This window comes from Acinetobacter sp. KH_038 (assembly GCF_057839405.1).
This window is the reverse complement of sequence record NZ_CM174489.1, coordinates 1,800,343-1,814,281: the sequence shown is the minus strand read 5'-3', so window position 1 is coordinate 1,814,281 and position 13,939 is coordinate 1,800,343. Positions and strand designations below refer to the sequence as shown.

The following is a 13,939-nucleotide window of genomic DNA, read 5'->3' as shown; positions in this document are numbered from 1 at the left end:
TACACTTTTTACGACACGTTTTGTCGCCAGCAAGACAGAGTGCCTATAGCGCCGGAATCTAAAACTTTATAATAGCATTTTGGTCAAATCTTTCTGAGCTCATGTCTGATCGTATCCGTGAAAAACTGCAAATTTTAGCCGATGCTGCCAAGTATGATGTATCGTGCTCCTCCAGTGGAAGTAACCGTAAAAATAAAGATAAAGGTGTGGGAAATACCGGCAATGGTATTTGCCATAGCTATACTGAAGATGGGCGCTGCGTTTCCTTGCTGAAAATTCTGTTTTCCAATGTCTGTATCTTTGACTGCTCTTATTGTGTTTCGCGCCGTTCCAATGACGTGCAGCGTGCAGCATTTACCGTGCAGGAAGTGGTAGATCTGACCATGAATTTTTATCGGCGCAATTATATTGAAGGTCTGTTCCTTAGCTCAGGAATTTTTAAATCGGCAGATCACACCATGGAGCGGATGCTACAGGTGGTGAAAAAATTAAGATTGGAAGAAAATTTTAATGGTTATATTCATCTGAAAACCATTCCGGGTGCATCTCAGGAGATCATTACCGAAGCCGGACTGTATGTCGACCGGATGAGCATTAATCTGGAAATGCCGACTGAAGCCGGGCTACAGAAATTTGCGCCGGAGAAAACCCATGCCGAAGTACAAAAGGATTTGGGAATTGTACGGGATCGCCTGATCCAGCTCAAAGATGAACGCAAGCTGATTAAATCGGTGCCAAAATTTGTACCTGCCGGACAGACCACGCAGATGGTGGTCGGTGCGCATAGTGAAACCGACCAGGACATTATTTTGATGGCCGACCGGCATTACAAGGAATTTAAGCTGAAACGGGTCTATTTCTCGGGCTATATTCCAATTAATCCTGAAGAGAAAGCCTTGCCGGCTGTTGGTTCGGCTCCGCCATTATTAAGAGAAAACCGTCTGTATCAATCTGACTGGCTGATGCGTTTTTATGATTTTGCTGCCGATGAAATTGTCGATGACCAGCACCCGAATCTGGATCTGGATATTGATCCCAAGCTCAGCTGGGCCTTGCGTCATCCTGAAGCCTTTCCGGTAGATATTAACCGTGCAGATTATAAAATGATTTTACGGGTGCCTGGAATTGGGGTGCGTTCGGCCAAAAAGATTGTGCAAGCGCGCCGTTTTGGTCAGATTCATATCGATCAGCTTAAACGCATGGGTGTGGCTTATAACCGTGCACAGCATTTTATTCGCTGTGCCGATACGCCAAAATTCAAGCAGGAGCAGCAATCGCACCAGATCCGTCAGCAAATCTTGCAGTCTGGTCAATCCAAATATCAACAGCAGTTATCGCCGCAGCTCGGACTGGCATTCTAATGGCCTGTTACTGTTTTGATGGCAGCATGACCGGCTTGCTCAGTTGTGTATTTCGGGCTTTTGAGTTTAAGGAACTGGACGTCCGCATCACTGCCAATCCTCAAGCGCAGACGGGCCTGTTTGATGAATTTATTCAGGTGAGCTCTAATGATGAACATGGACAGCGGGTTTGGCAGGGCTTAAAACAAAAAATATCTTCCAGCAGTTTGCGTGCTTTTTATTATACTTTTCTGTCAGAGCAAGAAGCAGCGTTCCAGATTCTGTTTGATTTTGCGGTCTATGTATTTCAAAACCAGCGACCTGTCGATAAAGATTATGGTCATCATGCAGTGATTGGCATGTCGCAATGGGCCAAGCAGGTTGGAAGGGAAAAGCATCGTATGGAAGCTTTTGTGCGTTTTAAGAAAGCCAAGAATGGACTGTTCCTGAGTCTGGTCAAACCAGACTTTAATGTATTACCAATTATTTCCCGACATTTTCAGGAGCGCTATCAGGATCAAAGCTGGCTGATTTATGATGAGCAGCGCAACTTCGGGATTTATTATGATTTAAAACAGGTTCATCAGGTTGAAATGAATGCCGAACTGATCGATCCGCAAATCCGCATTGGACACAGCCAGTCATTTAGTATTGAACTGGATGATGAGGAATGGCTGTATGATCAGCTCTGGAAAGATTATTTTAACAGTGTGAATATTCAGGCTCGTAATAACATGAAATTGCACATTCAATATGTGCCAAAGCGTTACTGGCGCTATATGAATGAGAAAACACTTTAAACAATATAGCTGGCGTCTTTCAGGCATAATAAGCGTTTATATTTAGATTGAGTGCATAGATATGAAGGTATGGCTAACATCATTGGCGCTGCTCATTGGATTGACTGCCTGCTCAAAAGAGCCACAAAAGCCCGTAGTAGATCCAGTCAAGTATCAGGTGCAGACAGCGCAGGAATTGCAGCAGCGTTTTGATGCACTCAATATCAAGTTAGCTCAAGATTTTCAGCGATTCAAGAAAGTCGAAAGTATCGCTTTTTCGCATCAGTTTCCTTTGGATGCCAACAACCTGCAAAGCTTGAACCGGCATCTGGTGAGCAGTACGGCCTTAAAGCCGAGCAAAATTGCTTATTGCGATATGATGAATAGTTATTTCGCCGATATGTACCGTCTGGGGCATTATAATCTGGAGCTGGTCGATGAGATCAAGCTGCCGAATGCCAGCAATGAAAATCTGAAAGAAAACTTTTCCGATGCCGATCACTTTTATACCTTTATTTTAGATCGCTATACCACGTATCGTCAGGTGCAGCAGACCATGGGCTATGGCTGTAATTTAAAAGCTGCGCTTTAATATCTTTTTTATAGAGCAAAAAATGATCGTGTTATTCATATTGAAAGTTTTTTCTATCATCATCGAAGTACACAGCATTGCTTTGCAAGAAGATGCAGGCATATTTTTATAAGAACTTTTCTCTAAGCAGTATCTTTTACAAGGAGAGGGGGATTTTCATTAGAGTGATTAAAAAATGTGTGATGAAAAAACGCTAATCATAGAAGCAAACAAGCCCATCATAGGATGGGCTTGTTCATTTAAAGGTTTAACAACCAGTTAGTTTTTCAGCTTGCGGCTTTTCACCGGGAAAGAAGATCGGACGAAGTTTCACACCAATCCCATTACCAATAAAGGCAAATACCAGCCATAACCAGCCATGCAAACTGCCTGAGGCAATACCACTGAAATATGCGCCAATATTACAACCATAAGCCAGGCGCGCGCCGTAGCCGAGCATCAAACCACCTACAACAGCAGCAATAAGCGAGCGTTTTGGAATGTTGAAATTCGGGGCAAATTTACCTGCCAGACTGGCTGCCAGCAAAGCGCCGAGCATGATGCCAAAATTCATCATCGAGGTAATATCAAACCACAACGATTCAGCGAGTGCTTTGGCATTGCCCGCTTTTTGCCAATAATCCCAGGCAGTGACATCAACACCCACCAAGGTAGCACCTTTGGCAGCCCAGACAGCAAGAGCAGACGTCACGCCCCAAGGACGACCTGCGAGTGCCAGCGTGGCAAAGTTGAGCAGGGTCAGAATAATACCGCCCCAAATCAGAGGCCATGGCCCACGGATAAAGCGTTTCCAGCCTTGATATTCACTGCTTGGCTCAACTTCCAGACGACCATGCCGCTTCTTCTCAAAGTAAACAGTGGCCGCAGCAATGATGGCAAACACAATAAAACTTACCAGCAAACCAGGGAGTACACCCAGACTTTGCACCAGTGAGATCGGCTCAAGATGTGGCAGGGCAAACCACCAGTCCAGATGTGAGGTTGCAATCAGTGAACCCAGACAGAAAAATAGCAAGGTCACCAGCATCCGCGCACTGCCACCACCCACGGTATAAAGTGTACCTGATGCACAACCACCACCGAGTTGCATGCCGATACCAAAAATAAATGCACCGATCATGACAGAGGTCGAAACCGGACTTATATTTCCTGTCACAGGTTGACCGAATAATTCTCCTGCGCCTAAAGCCGGGAAAAACAGCAGCACGGCCAGAGCTAACATGATCATTTGTGCGCGTAAACCACGACCACGACGCTCTTTAATAAAAACGCGCCAGCTCGAAGTAAAACCAAATGAGGCATGGTACAGAGTCATGCCCAGCGCACCACCAATTAAAAACAACAGAGCTTGATTCAAGCCGACGATTTGATAGGCACCTACTGTGCCGACCATAAGTAAAATACAAGCCACCCAGACCGAAATATTCGACCGTTGGGAAGCAGCAACAATGACTGACATGGGAGATTAAGTTTTAAAAATAAAGATGGTTATTTTACTTAATTTTAGATAGGAAGGCTTCAATTTTGGGCTTCTGATCAGGATTAAGTCATCCTGATAGTTGATAAGTTTTATCACTTTATCTGATTTATAGGTGGTGAAAATGGAAGCTGATCAACCGCATATAAATTTTATTTTCTTATTTTTAAAACCTTCATAGCCTAACTGAACTGCACCTTGAGCATTATGATATTTTATCAGCGTATTCAGGCTATGGGGTTGTACTTTAAATGCCCATCTAGAAGTCTAGAAGTTTAATAAAGTGCATATCAAAAAAAGCCTGCATAGTTGCAGGCCTTTTTATATGAAATTAAGCGCTAAAATTAGTTTTCAGCACGTTCCCGTACATTACCAGCACCTTCTTCAACCGCAGCGGCAGTCGCAGCAGTGGCATCACGTGCTGCTTCAGCAGTGGCATCCGCTGCACGAGCAGTTGCAGCAGCAGCTTCATCGGCTGCTTGAGCCGTATTTTCAGCAGCATTATCCAACGCTCTTTCGGTTTCTACCGCAGCTTCACGGCTGGCATCTTCCATATCATGACCGGCCTGGTTGGCTGCATTTTCTAAATGCTCACCTGTGGTTGCGCCTGTTTCAGGTGCTTTTTCTTTACTACAGCCAACTAAAGCAACAGTTGTTGCCAAACCTAAAGCAATAAGTAATTTATTCATCGAGTAATATCCTTTGTTGTTGTAGAGCTGTCATATAATCTAGCAGGCATTTATTGAGGTTTATGCTAGAAAATAGATCGAAATTTGTTGATTAACTGTAACTTTTTTCAATACTTATGCTGCTTTAACTTCCCTGAACTCATTTAACAGCTTGTGTTAAGTTTCATAGAATAACCCTGAGCAGCGATACAGATGTGTTCTAATCTAACTGCTATAACTGCTATAACTGCTATAACTGCTATAACTGCTATAACTGCTATAACTGCTATAACTGCTATAACTACTATTAAGAAATAATTTATGTGCCGCAGATATAGTTACAGCTGGGTTTTAAATGATCCACTGCACACACTCAAAAATGATCTGAAGAGATAAAATCCAGGCCATAAAAAAAGCCCGCATAGAGCGGGCTTTTTAAAGAAAAAATCAGAGACCGGCAGAAGCTTTAAGTGCTTCCACTTTGTCGGTTTTTTCCCAGGTAAATGCAGTATCAGAACCTTCACGGCCAAAGTGACCATAAGCTGCTGTCTGCTTGTACATTGGCTGAATCAGGTCAAGCATACGGGTAATACCGTATGGACGTAAGTCGAAGTGCTCACGTACCAAGGCAATAATCAGCTCTTCAGATACTTTTGCAGTATTGAAGGTGTTGATTGAAATCGACGTTGGCTCAGCAACACCAATCGCATAAGACACCTGAATTTCACACTTGTCTGCAAGGCCGGCAGCAACGATATTTTTGGCAACATAACGACCTGCATACGCAGCAGAACGGTCAACCTTGGATGGATCTTTACCGGAGAACGCACCACCACCATGACGTGCCATACCACCGTAGGTATCTACGATAATTTTACGGCCAGTCAGACCACAGTCACCCACAGGACCGCCAATCACAAACATACCGGTTGGGTTGATGTGGAATTTGGTGTCTGCATGGAACATGTCAGCCGGAATGATTTTCTTCACGATCTCTTCAATCACAGCTTCTTTTAAGTTGGCTTGTGAAATTTCAGGATCATGCTGGGTAGAAAGCACCACTGCATCGAGACGAACAGGCATGCCATTTTCATAGGCAAAGGTTACCTGGCTTTTCGCATCTGGACGTAACCAGGGCAAGCTGCCATTACGGCGCAACTCTGCCTGTTTTTCCATCAGGCGATGCGCATAAGAAATCGGGGCTGGCATAAGCACGTCAGTTTCGCGGCTGGCATAACCAAACATCAGACCCTGGTCACCGGCACCCTGGTCTTCAGGTTTCTGACGGTCGACACCCTGAGCAATTTCAGGTGACTGTTTGCCAATCATATTGATGACAGCACAGGTCGAACCATCAAAACCAAGATCAGAATGGTGATAACCAATGCCGTTCACGGTATGGCGTACCACCGCTTCAAAATCGATATTGGCCGTCGTTGTGATTTCACCGGCAAGTACAACCGCACCTGTTTTTACAAGCGTTTCACAAGCAACCCGTGCATATGGGTCTTCTTTTAAGATTGCATCCAAAATAGCGTCACTGATTTGGTCAGCCATTTTATCTGGATGGCCTTCGCTTACAGATTCCGAAGTAAATACAGCGTACTCGCGCATAGTCCTATCACAGTTAATTTTAAAGACCCGATATGTTACATCGAGTTGCGCTCTAGGACTAGCTTAACAGGACAAAATTGGCGGAAATTGTTTCAAATTATTGTGTTTTTAATTGATTATTAGAATTAAAAAAACTGATATGCCGATTTAAGCTGCCTTAACGATTTTGCAGGGATCGACAAATCCAGCCGGATTTTCCCGGATGTAGCAGAATTAAACAGTTATATTTTTGAGTAAAATTTTAAAAGATAGTGTAGAGAGCAAATATAAAGCTAAAAATCTGGGCAATATTTAGCAAGTGATCATTACATTAATAAACTCGAATGTGCCTCGACGCTACTGGACTGACTGTATTGTGGTTACGTGGACTTCTCTGCATATTAGGTCTAAGTCTTGAACATTGGCCGCTCAAGAAGAGCCAAGATCCTTTTGTATGGACTGCTTTTAGCAAGACCATACGGAGATAGAACATGATTGATCAGAAAGCATTTACCCTGATTGAGGTGATGATCGTACTGACGATGCTAGTCATTCTCGCGACAATGGCCGTGATGAGTTATCAAGGCTATATCGTACGTACTCAATTGGCTGAAGTTTTTGAGCAGGCCGGAGCATATCGAACCCGGTTTATTGCCTCGGAGCAATACTGTGATGCCGGGCGTCAGATTGGCGGCGGCACTCAGTATGTCGAAAAAGTCATCATTAATGCCGGGTGCCGAATTGAATTTAAATTGAAGCAACAGGGGGTAGATGCAGCGATTCGGGGTAAATCCATTGCATTCGATGTCTATACCGGCAAATGTTTTTCGGCAGACATTAGTCCGCGCTATTTACCTAAAAGCTGCCAAGGACAATAGGCGGTGCCGATCTTGAAATTTAGCCTAAGCAAATAGGTTCGGGTGCTATATTCAGATTTTATATACAGATCCTTGATTCATATTTTAGAAAATTTAAGTATAAATTGCTGCATAAAGAGACCAGTGAATGATCTGGCTTGGCTTTGAATAGAGAAACTTTCATAAAATGAGAGGGAGAAAATAAGTAAAAATCCAATCCTGTGGATCAGCTAAAAACCCAGATCCATAAAATAAAATCATCCGAGAGATACTGAATAATTCAACCTTAAAACAGGCAGGGTGCATCGAAGCCGAAGAAGAAATGTGGAATAATTGTACGATAAGCCAAGAGACTATCAATTAACTGATAAATATTGTTGGTTAGTCTTTACCCCTCGCTGTTTTTTTAAGACAATAGACGGCAGTTTTGAAAGTCTTTTCATCATTTCCTATTTCTGAATATTTTGGACTCTGATTTATGACAACCCCGCTTAATGAACGTCGTATTGCAAACGCAATTCGTGTATTGGCAATGGATGCTGTGCAAAAAGCAAACTCAGGACATCCAGGTGCTCCAATGGGGATGGCAGATATCGCGGATGTGGTTTGGCGTGAATTCATGAACCACAACCCGAGCAACCCGAATTGGGCAAACCGTGACCGTTTTGTATTGTCAAATGGTCATGGCTCTATGCTTCAATATGCGCTTCTTCATTTAACGGGCTACGATCTTTCAATTGAAGATCTAAAAGCATTCCGTCAGCTTCATTCTAAAACACCGGGTCACCCGGAACTGGGTTATGCGCCAGGGATTGAAACGACGACTGGTCCTTTGGGTCAAGGTATCGCGAATGCTGTTGGTTTTGCGCTGGCTGAAAAAACCCTGGCAGCACAATTCAACAAAGATGACATCCAGGTGGTTGATCACTTCACTTACTGCTTCCTTGGCGATGGTTGCCTGATGGAAGGTGTGTCACATGAAGTGTGTTCATTGGCTGGAACATTGGGTCTGGGTAAACTGATTGCTTACTATGACGACAATGGCATCTCGATTGATGGCGAAGTTGAAGGCTGGTTCTCTGATGATACAGAGCAGCGCTTCCTGGCTTACGGCTGGCAAGTAATTAAAGTTGATGGTCATGACGCAGATGCGTTACGTGCAGCAACGAACCAGGCCAAAGCTGAAACCGCTAAACCAACCATCATTATTTGTAAAACCGTGATTGGTCTGGGTTCACCAAACAAGCAAGGTAAAGAAGACAGTCATGGCGCGCCACTGGGTCATGACGAAATCGTGTTGACGCGTGAAGCATTAGGTTGGACTGACGAAGCATTTGTAATTCCTGAAGATGTCTATGCAGCTTGGGATGCCAAAGCCAAAGGTGCTGAATCAGAAGCAGCCTGGAACGAAACATTTGCTGCCTATGCTGCCAAATATCCAACTGAAGCGGCTGAACTGAAACGTCGTTTATCGGGTGAATTACCGGCTGACTTTGTAGCAAAAGCAGATGCGTATATCGCTGAAGTAAATGCAAAACAAGAAACAATTGCGACACGTAAAGCAAGCCAGAATGCATTGCAGGCACTGGTTCCATTATTGCCAGAAGTGCTAGGCGGTTCTGCGGATCTTGCCGGTTCTAACCTGACGCTGTGGAAAGGTGCGCAAGGCGTGCAAGACAATGCGGCGGGTAACTACGTGCATTATGGTGTACGTGAATTCGGTATGACTGCAATTGCCAATGGTGTTGCATTGCATGGTGGTTTCATCCCTTATGTTGCAACCTTCCTGATGTTCATGGAATATGCACGTAATGCGGTACGTATGTCTGCATTGATGAAACAGCGTGTGATTCATGTATATACCCATGACTCAATCGGTCTGGGTGAAGATGGTCCAACGCATCAGCCAGTGGAGCAGATTGCATCACTTCGTGGTACACCAAACCTGAATACCTGGCGTCCATGTGACACCGTTGAAGCTGCAATTTCCTGGAAATCGGCATTAACGCGTGCCGAAGGTCCGACAGCGTTAATCTTCTCTCGTCAAAACCTGCCATTCCAGACCCGTACTCAAGCACAAATCGAGAACGCTGCGAAAGGTGGTTATGTACTGGCTGAAGAAAAAGGCGAGTTAAAAGCAATTATTATTGCGACGGGTTCAGAAGTATCTCTGGCGATGGAAGCTTATGCACAACTTGAAGGCGTGCGTGTTGTGTCTATGCCATGTGCTGAAGAGTTCATGAAGCAGGATGCTGCGTACCGTGAAGCAGTTCTTCCATCGAATATTCGTGCACGTGTTGCTGTTGAAGCGGCACATGTCGATTACTGGTGGAAATTCGTAGGTCTTGATGGTCGTGTGATTGGTATGACGACCTATGGTGAATCTGCACCTGCCAAAGACCTGTTCCAGTTCTTTGGAATTACTACTGAAGCGGTTGTTGCAGCAGTAAAAGAACTGACAGCTTAACCACTCATTTAATATTTTGAAAGGGCGTCCCAATTTTGGGGCGTCCTTTTGTTTTTGCCTTTCAGCTCTGGTTTCTTGGAACAAGAGTTGTAAAATTCTCTTGATGATTGAATGTAAATAAGTGAGATAGACATGAGCTTGTACGCGCAAATTAGCGATGAAGTGACTCTGATGGATGCTGGTGAGCAGAAGTGGATCGGACAGGATCTGCCTCTTGAGGCGATGGTTGCGGTTGAATTAATGCTGCAAGAGCTAGCAGAAGAAAAGGTCATTAAAGTTCGTCGTAAAAACCATGAAAAGACCACTGGCCTCAAACAGATTGATCGTATTCTGGTTGAAAAACTTTAAATCTGAAGCGTTGAAAAGTCCCTGAGCGGGACTTTTTTTTATGCCAGTTAATTTCTGGCTGACAGTTGCTTATCAGGAGCAGATGAGATAAAGCTAAGTGTATAACGCGAGATCGGACTCAGCGATCCTGTCTAGATGACCTAGATGACCTAGATGACCTAGATGACCTAGATGACCTAGATGACCTAGATGAATGCAATAAGTCGAAGACGTTGGTAAACATGAAAATAAATCCCCACATTCAGATCAAATCTTTAGAGCAAATATCGCAGCAAGAATGGCTACCTTTATGGCAAGGTTATCAGCGCTTTTATCAAACACAAATCTCGGATGAAGTAAGTGAAAATACCTGGAATAAATTAAGCAGTTATGAATTGGATTCGATGTACGGTTTTGCTGCACTGATTGATGGAAAGGTGGTGGGGATTGTACATGTGATTGAACATAACAGTAGCTGGACAGTCAGGCCTTATGCTTACTTGCAGGATCTGTTTACCCATCCGGATTATCGCGGGCAGGGCGTGGCAAGCATGTTGCTTCAGCATGTCTATCAGGTGGCGCAGCAACGTAATTGCGACCGTGTGTACTGGCTGACTCAGGAGTCGAATCATCAGGCACAGCTGCTCTATAATAAAGTCGCCAAGAAAACCGGCTTCATCCAATACCGAATGGATTAATAGTAGAAATTTAAAAAATAACTTACAAATTTATCGTTTCATCGCTGCAACAAAACGTTTTATCTTTAGGGCTGTAAATATTTCTGAATTCTATACACTTGAAAACATCCAAAACGAGAGATAAAAACATGAATTTCAAAACATTAGCACTAGGCTTGGCGGTTTCATCGGTAGCAACATTTTCTATGGCAAAACCGGTAAGCTATACAATTGACCCGACTCATACTGCAACTGTATTTAGCTGGGATCATTTCGGTTTTTCTACGCCATCAGGTAATTTCTCTGATATCCAGGGCAAAATCGTAGTAGATAATGAACAGCCGGCAAAGTCATCTGTAAATGTAACAATTCCGGTATCTAGTATTAATACCAACGTAAAAGCCTTAGATGATCATTTAAAGAAAGCCGATTTTTTTGATGCGGCTAAATATCCAAACATTAGCTTTAAAAGTACCAAAGTAGAAACTCAGGACAAAAAGAACTTTAAAATTACCGGTGATCTGACCATTAAAGGTGTGACTAAACCTGTAGTACTGGATGCTGTTTTAAACAAGCAAGCCGAGCATCCAATGATGAAAGTTCCAGCGATTGGTTTCAATGCAACCACTTCATTTGACCGTTCTGCATTTGGTCTAGGTGCGAACGTACCAAATGTCGGTGATAAAATTACTGTGCAGATTACCACTGAAGCAACTGTACCTGCGCCTACAAAGAAATAAGATTCTCTGTATAAGTAGTATAAAAAAAGCACCTGATTCAGGTGCTTTTTTTATCGTATCAACTGGGTGTGAGTCTAATCGCGATTTAGAATCAGCAGGCAGCCAAAACTGATGAAGATTCCACCTGTAATCCCATCAATCCATTTGGCAAATTGTTGGTAATAAGTCGTCATCTTTGGCATTGAAAAAATAACTGCTACAACCACGAACCAGAGCAAACTTTCTATAAAGACCAGAGCTAAAAGAGAAGACTGTTCTGAGAGTTTTGCATGCGGACTAATCGCCAATGCAAATACACTGCTAAAGTAAATCAGGGCCTTAGGATTGGCCATGTTGGTGAAAAAACCTTGAAGCAGTAATTTAAGATACGAGGGCTGAACGATAGAAGGAGCTTCTACCTTCGATTCTGTTAAAGGCAGAGATGTTTTAAAGCTCGATTTCAGCATCAAACTACCCAGGTAAAGCAGATATAAGCCACCCAATAGCATTAGCACCTGCTGTAACCAGGCAATTTTCTGGAATAAAAAATGCAGGCCGCTGAGTGCGCAAATTGACCAGACCAGAATGCTGAATGAAATTCCGAGGGCTGCGCATAAGGCATGCTTTCTGGACTGCCGGATGGCACTTTGTGTGACAAAGAAAAAGTCCGGCCCTGGACTAATCAGGGCGAAAAAATGAATCACGGCAATGCCGAGTAATGCGCTCATAAGGTTTCTACAATTGAAAAGGAAGGTTCAGCCTGGAATTTGTCTGAAACTAGGATGTGATATTTAATTGCGCCAGATATTGTTCTAGTACACTTTTCGAAGCGGTTTCCAGTACAGGTGCAAATTGGTGATTGGCAGCCCGTAGTGCAGGAATGTCAATTTTAGCCTGACCCAATTCACAGCTATGACCAATCAGCCATTTTTCCAGACTGTCACTGGCCACTTCCGGGTGGAATTGTAGTGCCAGAATATGAGTACCTATACGAAAAGCCTGATTTGAATAAAGTTCAGTACTTGCCAGTAATTCAGCCTGTTCAGGCAGGTCAAAGGTATCACCATGCCAATGTAGCACGTCAGTATTTTCCAGATTTTGCAGCGGATTGTTCTCGATAGATGCAAGACGCAGCTTAGACCAGCCAATTTCCTTGCTCTGTCCGGCATAGACTTTGGCACCAAGCGCATGAGCGATTAATTGGGCACCCAGACAAATTCCTAAAGTCGGTAAATTCTTATCCAAACGTACTTTCAGTAAGTCTATTTCTTGTTGTAAGAAGGGGAATTCTTCTGTTTGATATACGCCAATCGGGCCACCAAGAATCACGGTTAAACCCGGGTGCTCATATGCTTTACGCAGGTCATCAATCCCGGCTTCAAAATAGCGGACGCGTAGCCCTAGCTGGTAAAATACATCTTCCCAGGCACCCAGATCTTCAAAAGCCAGATGTTGGATTGCATATACAGTATCGGGGAAATGGTCCAGGTTCAGCATGGTCATTTGATCTAAAACGGGAAATATTTATTTAACGTCATTCTGTAAAAAAATAGAAGTCTTTTTCATTGGGTAATTTAAAGCTGAAGATGTTTTCAAGCTGAATAATGCATGCTGCTATAAGGTTCTAAACCGGCTTTGTAGCATTATGCAGCCTGATTTTCATTTTTTAGCAGAAAGGCAGTACAGTAGAGGGGAATATAGAATAAAAAGATTGAGGGAGAAAAAATGCACACTATCTGTCTCTATATCGATAAAAAACGTATCAGTCCCTATGCCATGTCGGTCTATGTCGCTTTAAAAGAAAAAGGTCTGAATTTTCAGGAAAAAGCAGTTGATCTCGATCTGCTGGAGCAGCAAACTGTGGCATATCGGCATATTTGTCCAAGTGGCAAAGTACCTTGTCTGCTGATGGATGATTTTCATTTATTTGAATCTTGGGCGATTACCGAATATCTGGAAGATATTTTTCCAGCGCCTGAGTATCCGGCCTTATATCCTCAAGACAGCAAAGCCAGGGCAAAATGTCGCGCAGTTCAGGCTTTAGTCAAAACCGACTTTATGGCGATCCGCCAGGCCATGCCTTCGGACGCAATCTTTGTGCCGCCTAAAGGACTATTTATTGGCTCAGCTGAGCTTATGCAAGATATTCAGCGCTTATTGGCGCTAACGGAAACATTGTTGAGTGAGTACTGGCTGACTGAGCAGTGGTCAATTGCAGATTTTGATCTGGCCTTTATGCTGCACCGCTTGCGCAGTCATCAGGTTGAACTGCCTGATAAAATTCAGTCATATATTCAGCGCAATTTCCAGCGGGTTTCAGTCCAGGCCTGGATAATGGAAAATGAGAAACTCAAGCTTGAGTCTGCCCAGATTCATTAACCAGCAGATACAAAAAATACCTCAATGGATAAATATCAAGCCTAAGCTGAATGAGAATAATGTG

The 13,939-nt window shown here is 43.5% G+C and carries 14 protein-coding genes; 9 read left to right on the top strand and 5 right to left on the bottom strand.

Features of this window, described 5'->3' with window-relative positions; translation table 11 throughout:
- The first annotated feature begins 101 nt into the window (after window positions 1-101).
- The 3 genes from AC3IT7_RS08455 (at window position 102) to AC3IT7_RS08445 (ending at window position 2,711) form a co-directional block, all read left to right on the top strand.
- Window positions 102-1,361, top strand: a complete 1,260-nt coding sequence (locus AC3IT7_RS08455) for a putative DNA modification/repair radical SAM protein (protein WP_489248134.1) — start codon at window positions 102-104, stop codon at window positions 1,359-1,361.
- Complete coding sequence (locus tag AC3IT7_RS08450; RefSeq protein ID WP_489248133.1) at window positions 1,361-2,140, top strand: TIGR03915 family putative DNA repair protein; 780 nt, start codon at window positions 1,361-1,363, stop codon at window positions 2,138-2,140. Before AC3IT7_RS08455 ends, AC3IT7_RS08450 begins: the two co-directional genes overlap by 1 nt.
- A gap of 61 nt (window positions 2,141-2,201) precedes the next feature.
- Window positions 2,202-2,711 (top strand): hypothetical protein, encoded by a 510-nt coding sequence (locus AC3IT7_RS08445; RefSeq protein ID WP_475655222.1) that lies wholly within the window; start codon window positions 2,202-2,204, stop codon window positions 2,709-2,711.
- A 247-nt stretch (window positions 2,712-2,958) separates the two neighbouring features.
- Here the strand turns inward: AC3IT7_RS08445 and AC3IT7_RS08440 are convergent, their stop codons facing one another.
- The 3 genes from AC3IT7_RS08440 to metK all read right to left on the bottom strand — a co-directional run bounded on the left by AC3IT7_RS08440 (window position 2,959) and on the right by metK (window position 6,470).
- The gene (locus AC3IT7_RS08440) at window positions 2,959-4,170 is read right to left on the bottom strand and encodes a YeeE/YedE family protein (RefSeq protein WP_475655223.1); all 1,212 of its coding nucleotides are present in this window, start codon (window positions 4,168-4,170) and stop codon (window positions 2,959-2,961) included.
- A 362-nt stretch (window positions 4,171-4,532) separates the two neighbouring features.
- Window positions 4,533-4,877, bottom strand: coding sequence for a hypothetical protein (locus AC3IT7_RS08435; protein ID WP_475655224.1), 345 nt, complete (start codon window positions 4,875-4,877; stop codon window positions 4,533-4,535).
- A 426-nt stretch (window positions 4,878-5,303) separates the two neighbouring features.
- Window positions 5,304-6,470: a methionine adenosyltransferase gene (metK, locus tag AC3IT7_RS08430; RefSeq protein WP_489248132.1), complete on the bottom strand. Its 1,167-nt coding sequence runs from the start codon at window positions 6,468-6,470 to the stop codon at window positions 5,304-5,306.
- 473 nt (window positions 6,471-6,943) lie between these two features.
- Here metK and AC3IT7_RS08425 point away from each other — a divergent pair, with 473 nt between their 5' ends.
- The 5 genes from AC3IT7_RS08425 to AC3IT7_RS08405 all read left to right on the top strand — a co-directional run bounded on the left by AC3IT7_RS08425 (window position 6,944) and on the right by AC3IT7_RS08405 (window position 11,517).
- The gene (locus AC3IT7_RS08425) at window positions 6,944-7,327 is read left to right on the top strand and encodes a pilin (RefSeq protein WP_489249994.1); all 384 of its coding nucleotides are present in this window, start codon (window positions 6,944-6,946) and stop codon (window positions 7,325-7,327) included.
- Window positions 7,328-7,784: 457 nt separating this feature from the next.
- A complete protein-coding gene (tkt, locus tag AC3IT7_RS08420) occupies window positions 7,785-9,773 on the top strand; it encodes a transketolase (RefSeq protein ID WP_489248131.1) in 1,989 nt (662 codons plus the stop codon).
- A gap of 132 nt (window positions 9,774-9,905) precedes the next feature.
- Window positions 9,906-10,121 carry a hypothetical protein gene (locus AC3IT7_RS08415; protein ID WP_475653452.1) on the top strand — a complete coding sequence of 72 codons (216 nt, stop codon included), beginning with the start codon at window positions 9,906-9,908 and terminating at the stop codon, window positions 10,119-10,121.
- Between the two features lie 221 nt (window positions 10,122-10,342).
- Entirely contained in the window at window positions 10,343-10,798 is a 456-nt protein-coding gene (locus AC3IT7_RS08410) for a GNAT family N-acetyltransferase (RefSeq protein ID WP_489248130.1), read from the top strand.
- 128 nt (window positions 10,799-10,926) lie between these two features.
- The gene (locus tag AC3IT7_RS08405) at window positions 10,927-11,517 is read left to right on the top strand and encodes a YceI family protein (RefSeq protein WP_475653454.1); all 591 of its coding nucleotides are present in this window, start codon (window positions 10,927-10,929) and stop codon (window positions 11,515-11,517) included.
- A 74-nt stretch (window positions 11,518-11,591) separates the two neighbouring features.
- On the opposite strand, the gene AC3IT7_RS08400 is transcribed toward AC3IT7_RS08405, so the two are convergent.
- Together AC3IT7_RS08400 and AC3IT7_RS08395 are read right to left on the bottom strand one after the other, a co-directional pair.
- A complete protein-coding gene (locus AC3IT7_RS08400) occupies window positions 11,592-12,224 on the bottom strand; it encodes a LysE family transporter (RefSeq protein ID WP_489248129.1) in 633 nt (210 codons plus the stop codon).
- Window positions 12,225-12,273: 49 nt separating this feature from the next.
- On the bottom strand, window positions 12,274-12,993 hold the full coding sequence (locus AC3IT7_RS08395) for a glutamine amidotransferase (protein WP_489248128.1): 720 nt from the start codon (window positions 12,991-12,993) through the stop codon (window positions 12,274-12,276).
- 228 nt (window positions 12,994-13,221) lie between these two features.
- Here AC3IT7_RS08395 and yfcF point away from each other — a divergent pair, with 228 nt between their 5' ends.
- Window positions 13,222-13,875 carry a glutathione transferase gene (yfcF, locus tag AC3IT7_RS08390; protein ID WP_489248127.1) on the top strand — a complete coding sequence of 218 codons (654 nt, stop codon included), beginning with the start codon at window positions 13,222-13,224 and terminating at the stop codon, window positions 13,873-13,875.
- The last annotated feature ends 64 nt before the right edge of the window (window positions 13,876-13,939 follow it).

Excerpts from the sequence above, each read along its gene's own strand:
- AC3IT7_RS08455 (WP_489248134.1), top strand. The coding sequence starts at position 102 with ATGTCTGATCGTATCCGTGAAAAACTGCAAATTTTAGCCGATGCTGCC.
- AC3IT7_RS08450 (WP_489248133.1), top strand. The coding sequence starts at position 1,361 with ATGGCCTGTTACTGTTTTGATGGCAGCATGACCGGCTTGCTCAGTTGT.
- AC3IT7_RS08445 (WP_475655222.1), top strand. The coding sequence starts at position 2,202 with ATGAAGGTATGGCTAACATCATTGGCGCTGCTCATTGGATTGACTGCC.
- AC3IT7_RS08440 (WP_475655223.1), bottom strand. The coding sequence starts at position 4,170 with ATGTCAGTCATTGTTGCTGCTTCCCAACGGTCGAATATTTCGGTCTGG.
- AC3IT7_RS08435 (WP_475655224.1), bottom strand. The coding sequence starts at position 4,877 with ATGAATAAATTACTTATTGCTTTAGGTTTGGCAACAACTGTTGCTTTA.
- metK (WP_489248132.1), bottom strand. The coding sequence starts at position 6,470 with ATGCGCGAGTACGCTGTATTTACTTCGGAATCTGTAAGCGAAGGCCAT.
- tkt (WP_489248131.1), top strand. The coding sequence starts at position 7,785 with ATGACAACCCCGCTTAATGAACGTCGTATTGCAAACGCAATTCGTGTA.
- AC3IT7_RS08415 (WP_475653452.1), top strand. The coding sequence starts at position 9,906 with ATGAGCTTGTACGCGCAAATTAGCGATGAAGTGACTCTGATGGATGCT.
- AC3IT7_RS08410 (WP_489248130.1), top strand. The coding sequence starts at position 10,343 with ATGAAAATAAATCCCCACATTCAGATCAAATCTTTAGAGCAAATATCG.
- AC3IT7_RS08405 (WP_475653454.1), top strand. The coding sequence starts at position 10,927 with ATGAATTTCAAAACATTAGCACTAGGCTTGGCGGTTTCATCGGTAGCA.
- AC3IT7_RS08400 (WP_489248129.1), bottom strand. The coding sequence starts at position 12,224 with ATGAGCGCATTACTCGGCATTGCCGTGATTCATTTTTTCGCCCTGATT.
- AC3IT7_RS08395 (WP_489248128.1), bottom strand. The coding sequence starts at position 12,993 with ATGCTGAACCTGGACCATTTCCCCGATACTGTATATGCAATCCAACAT.
- yfcF (WP_489248127.1), top strand. The coding sequence starts at position 13,222 with ATGCACACTATCTGTCTCTATATCGATAAAAAACGTATCAGTCCCTAT.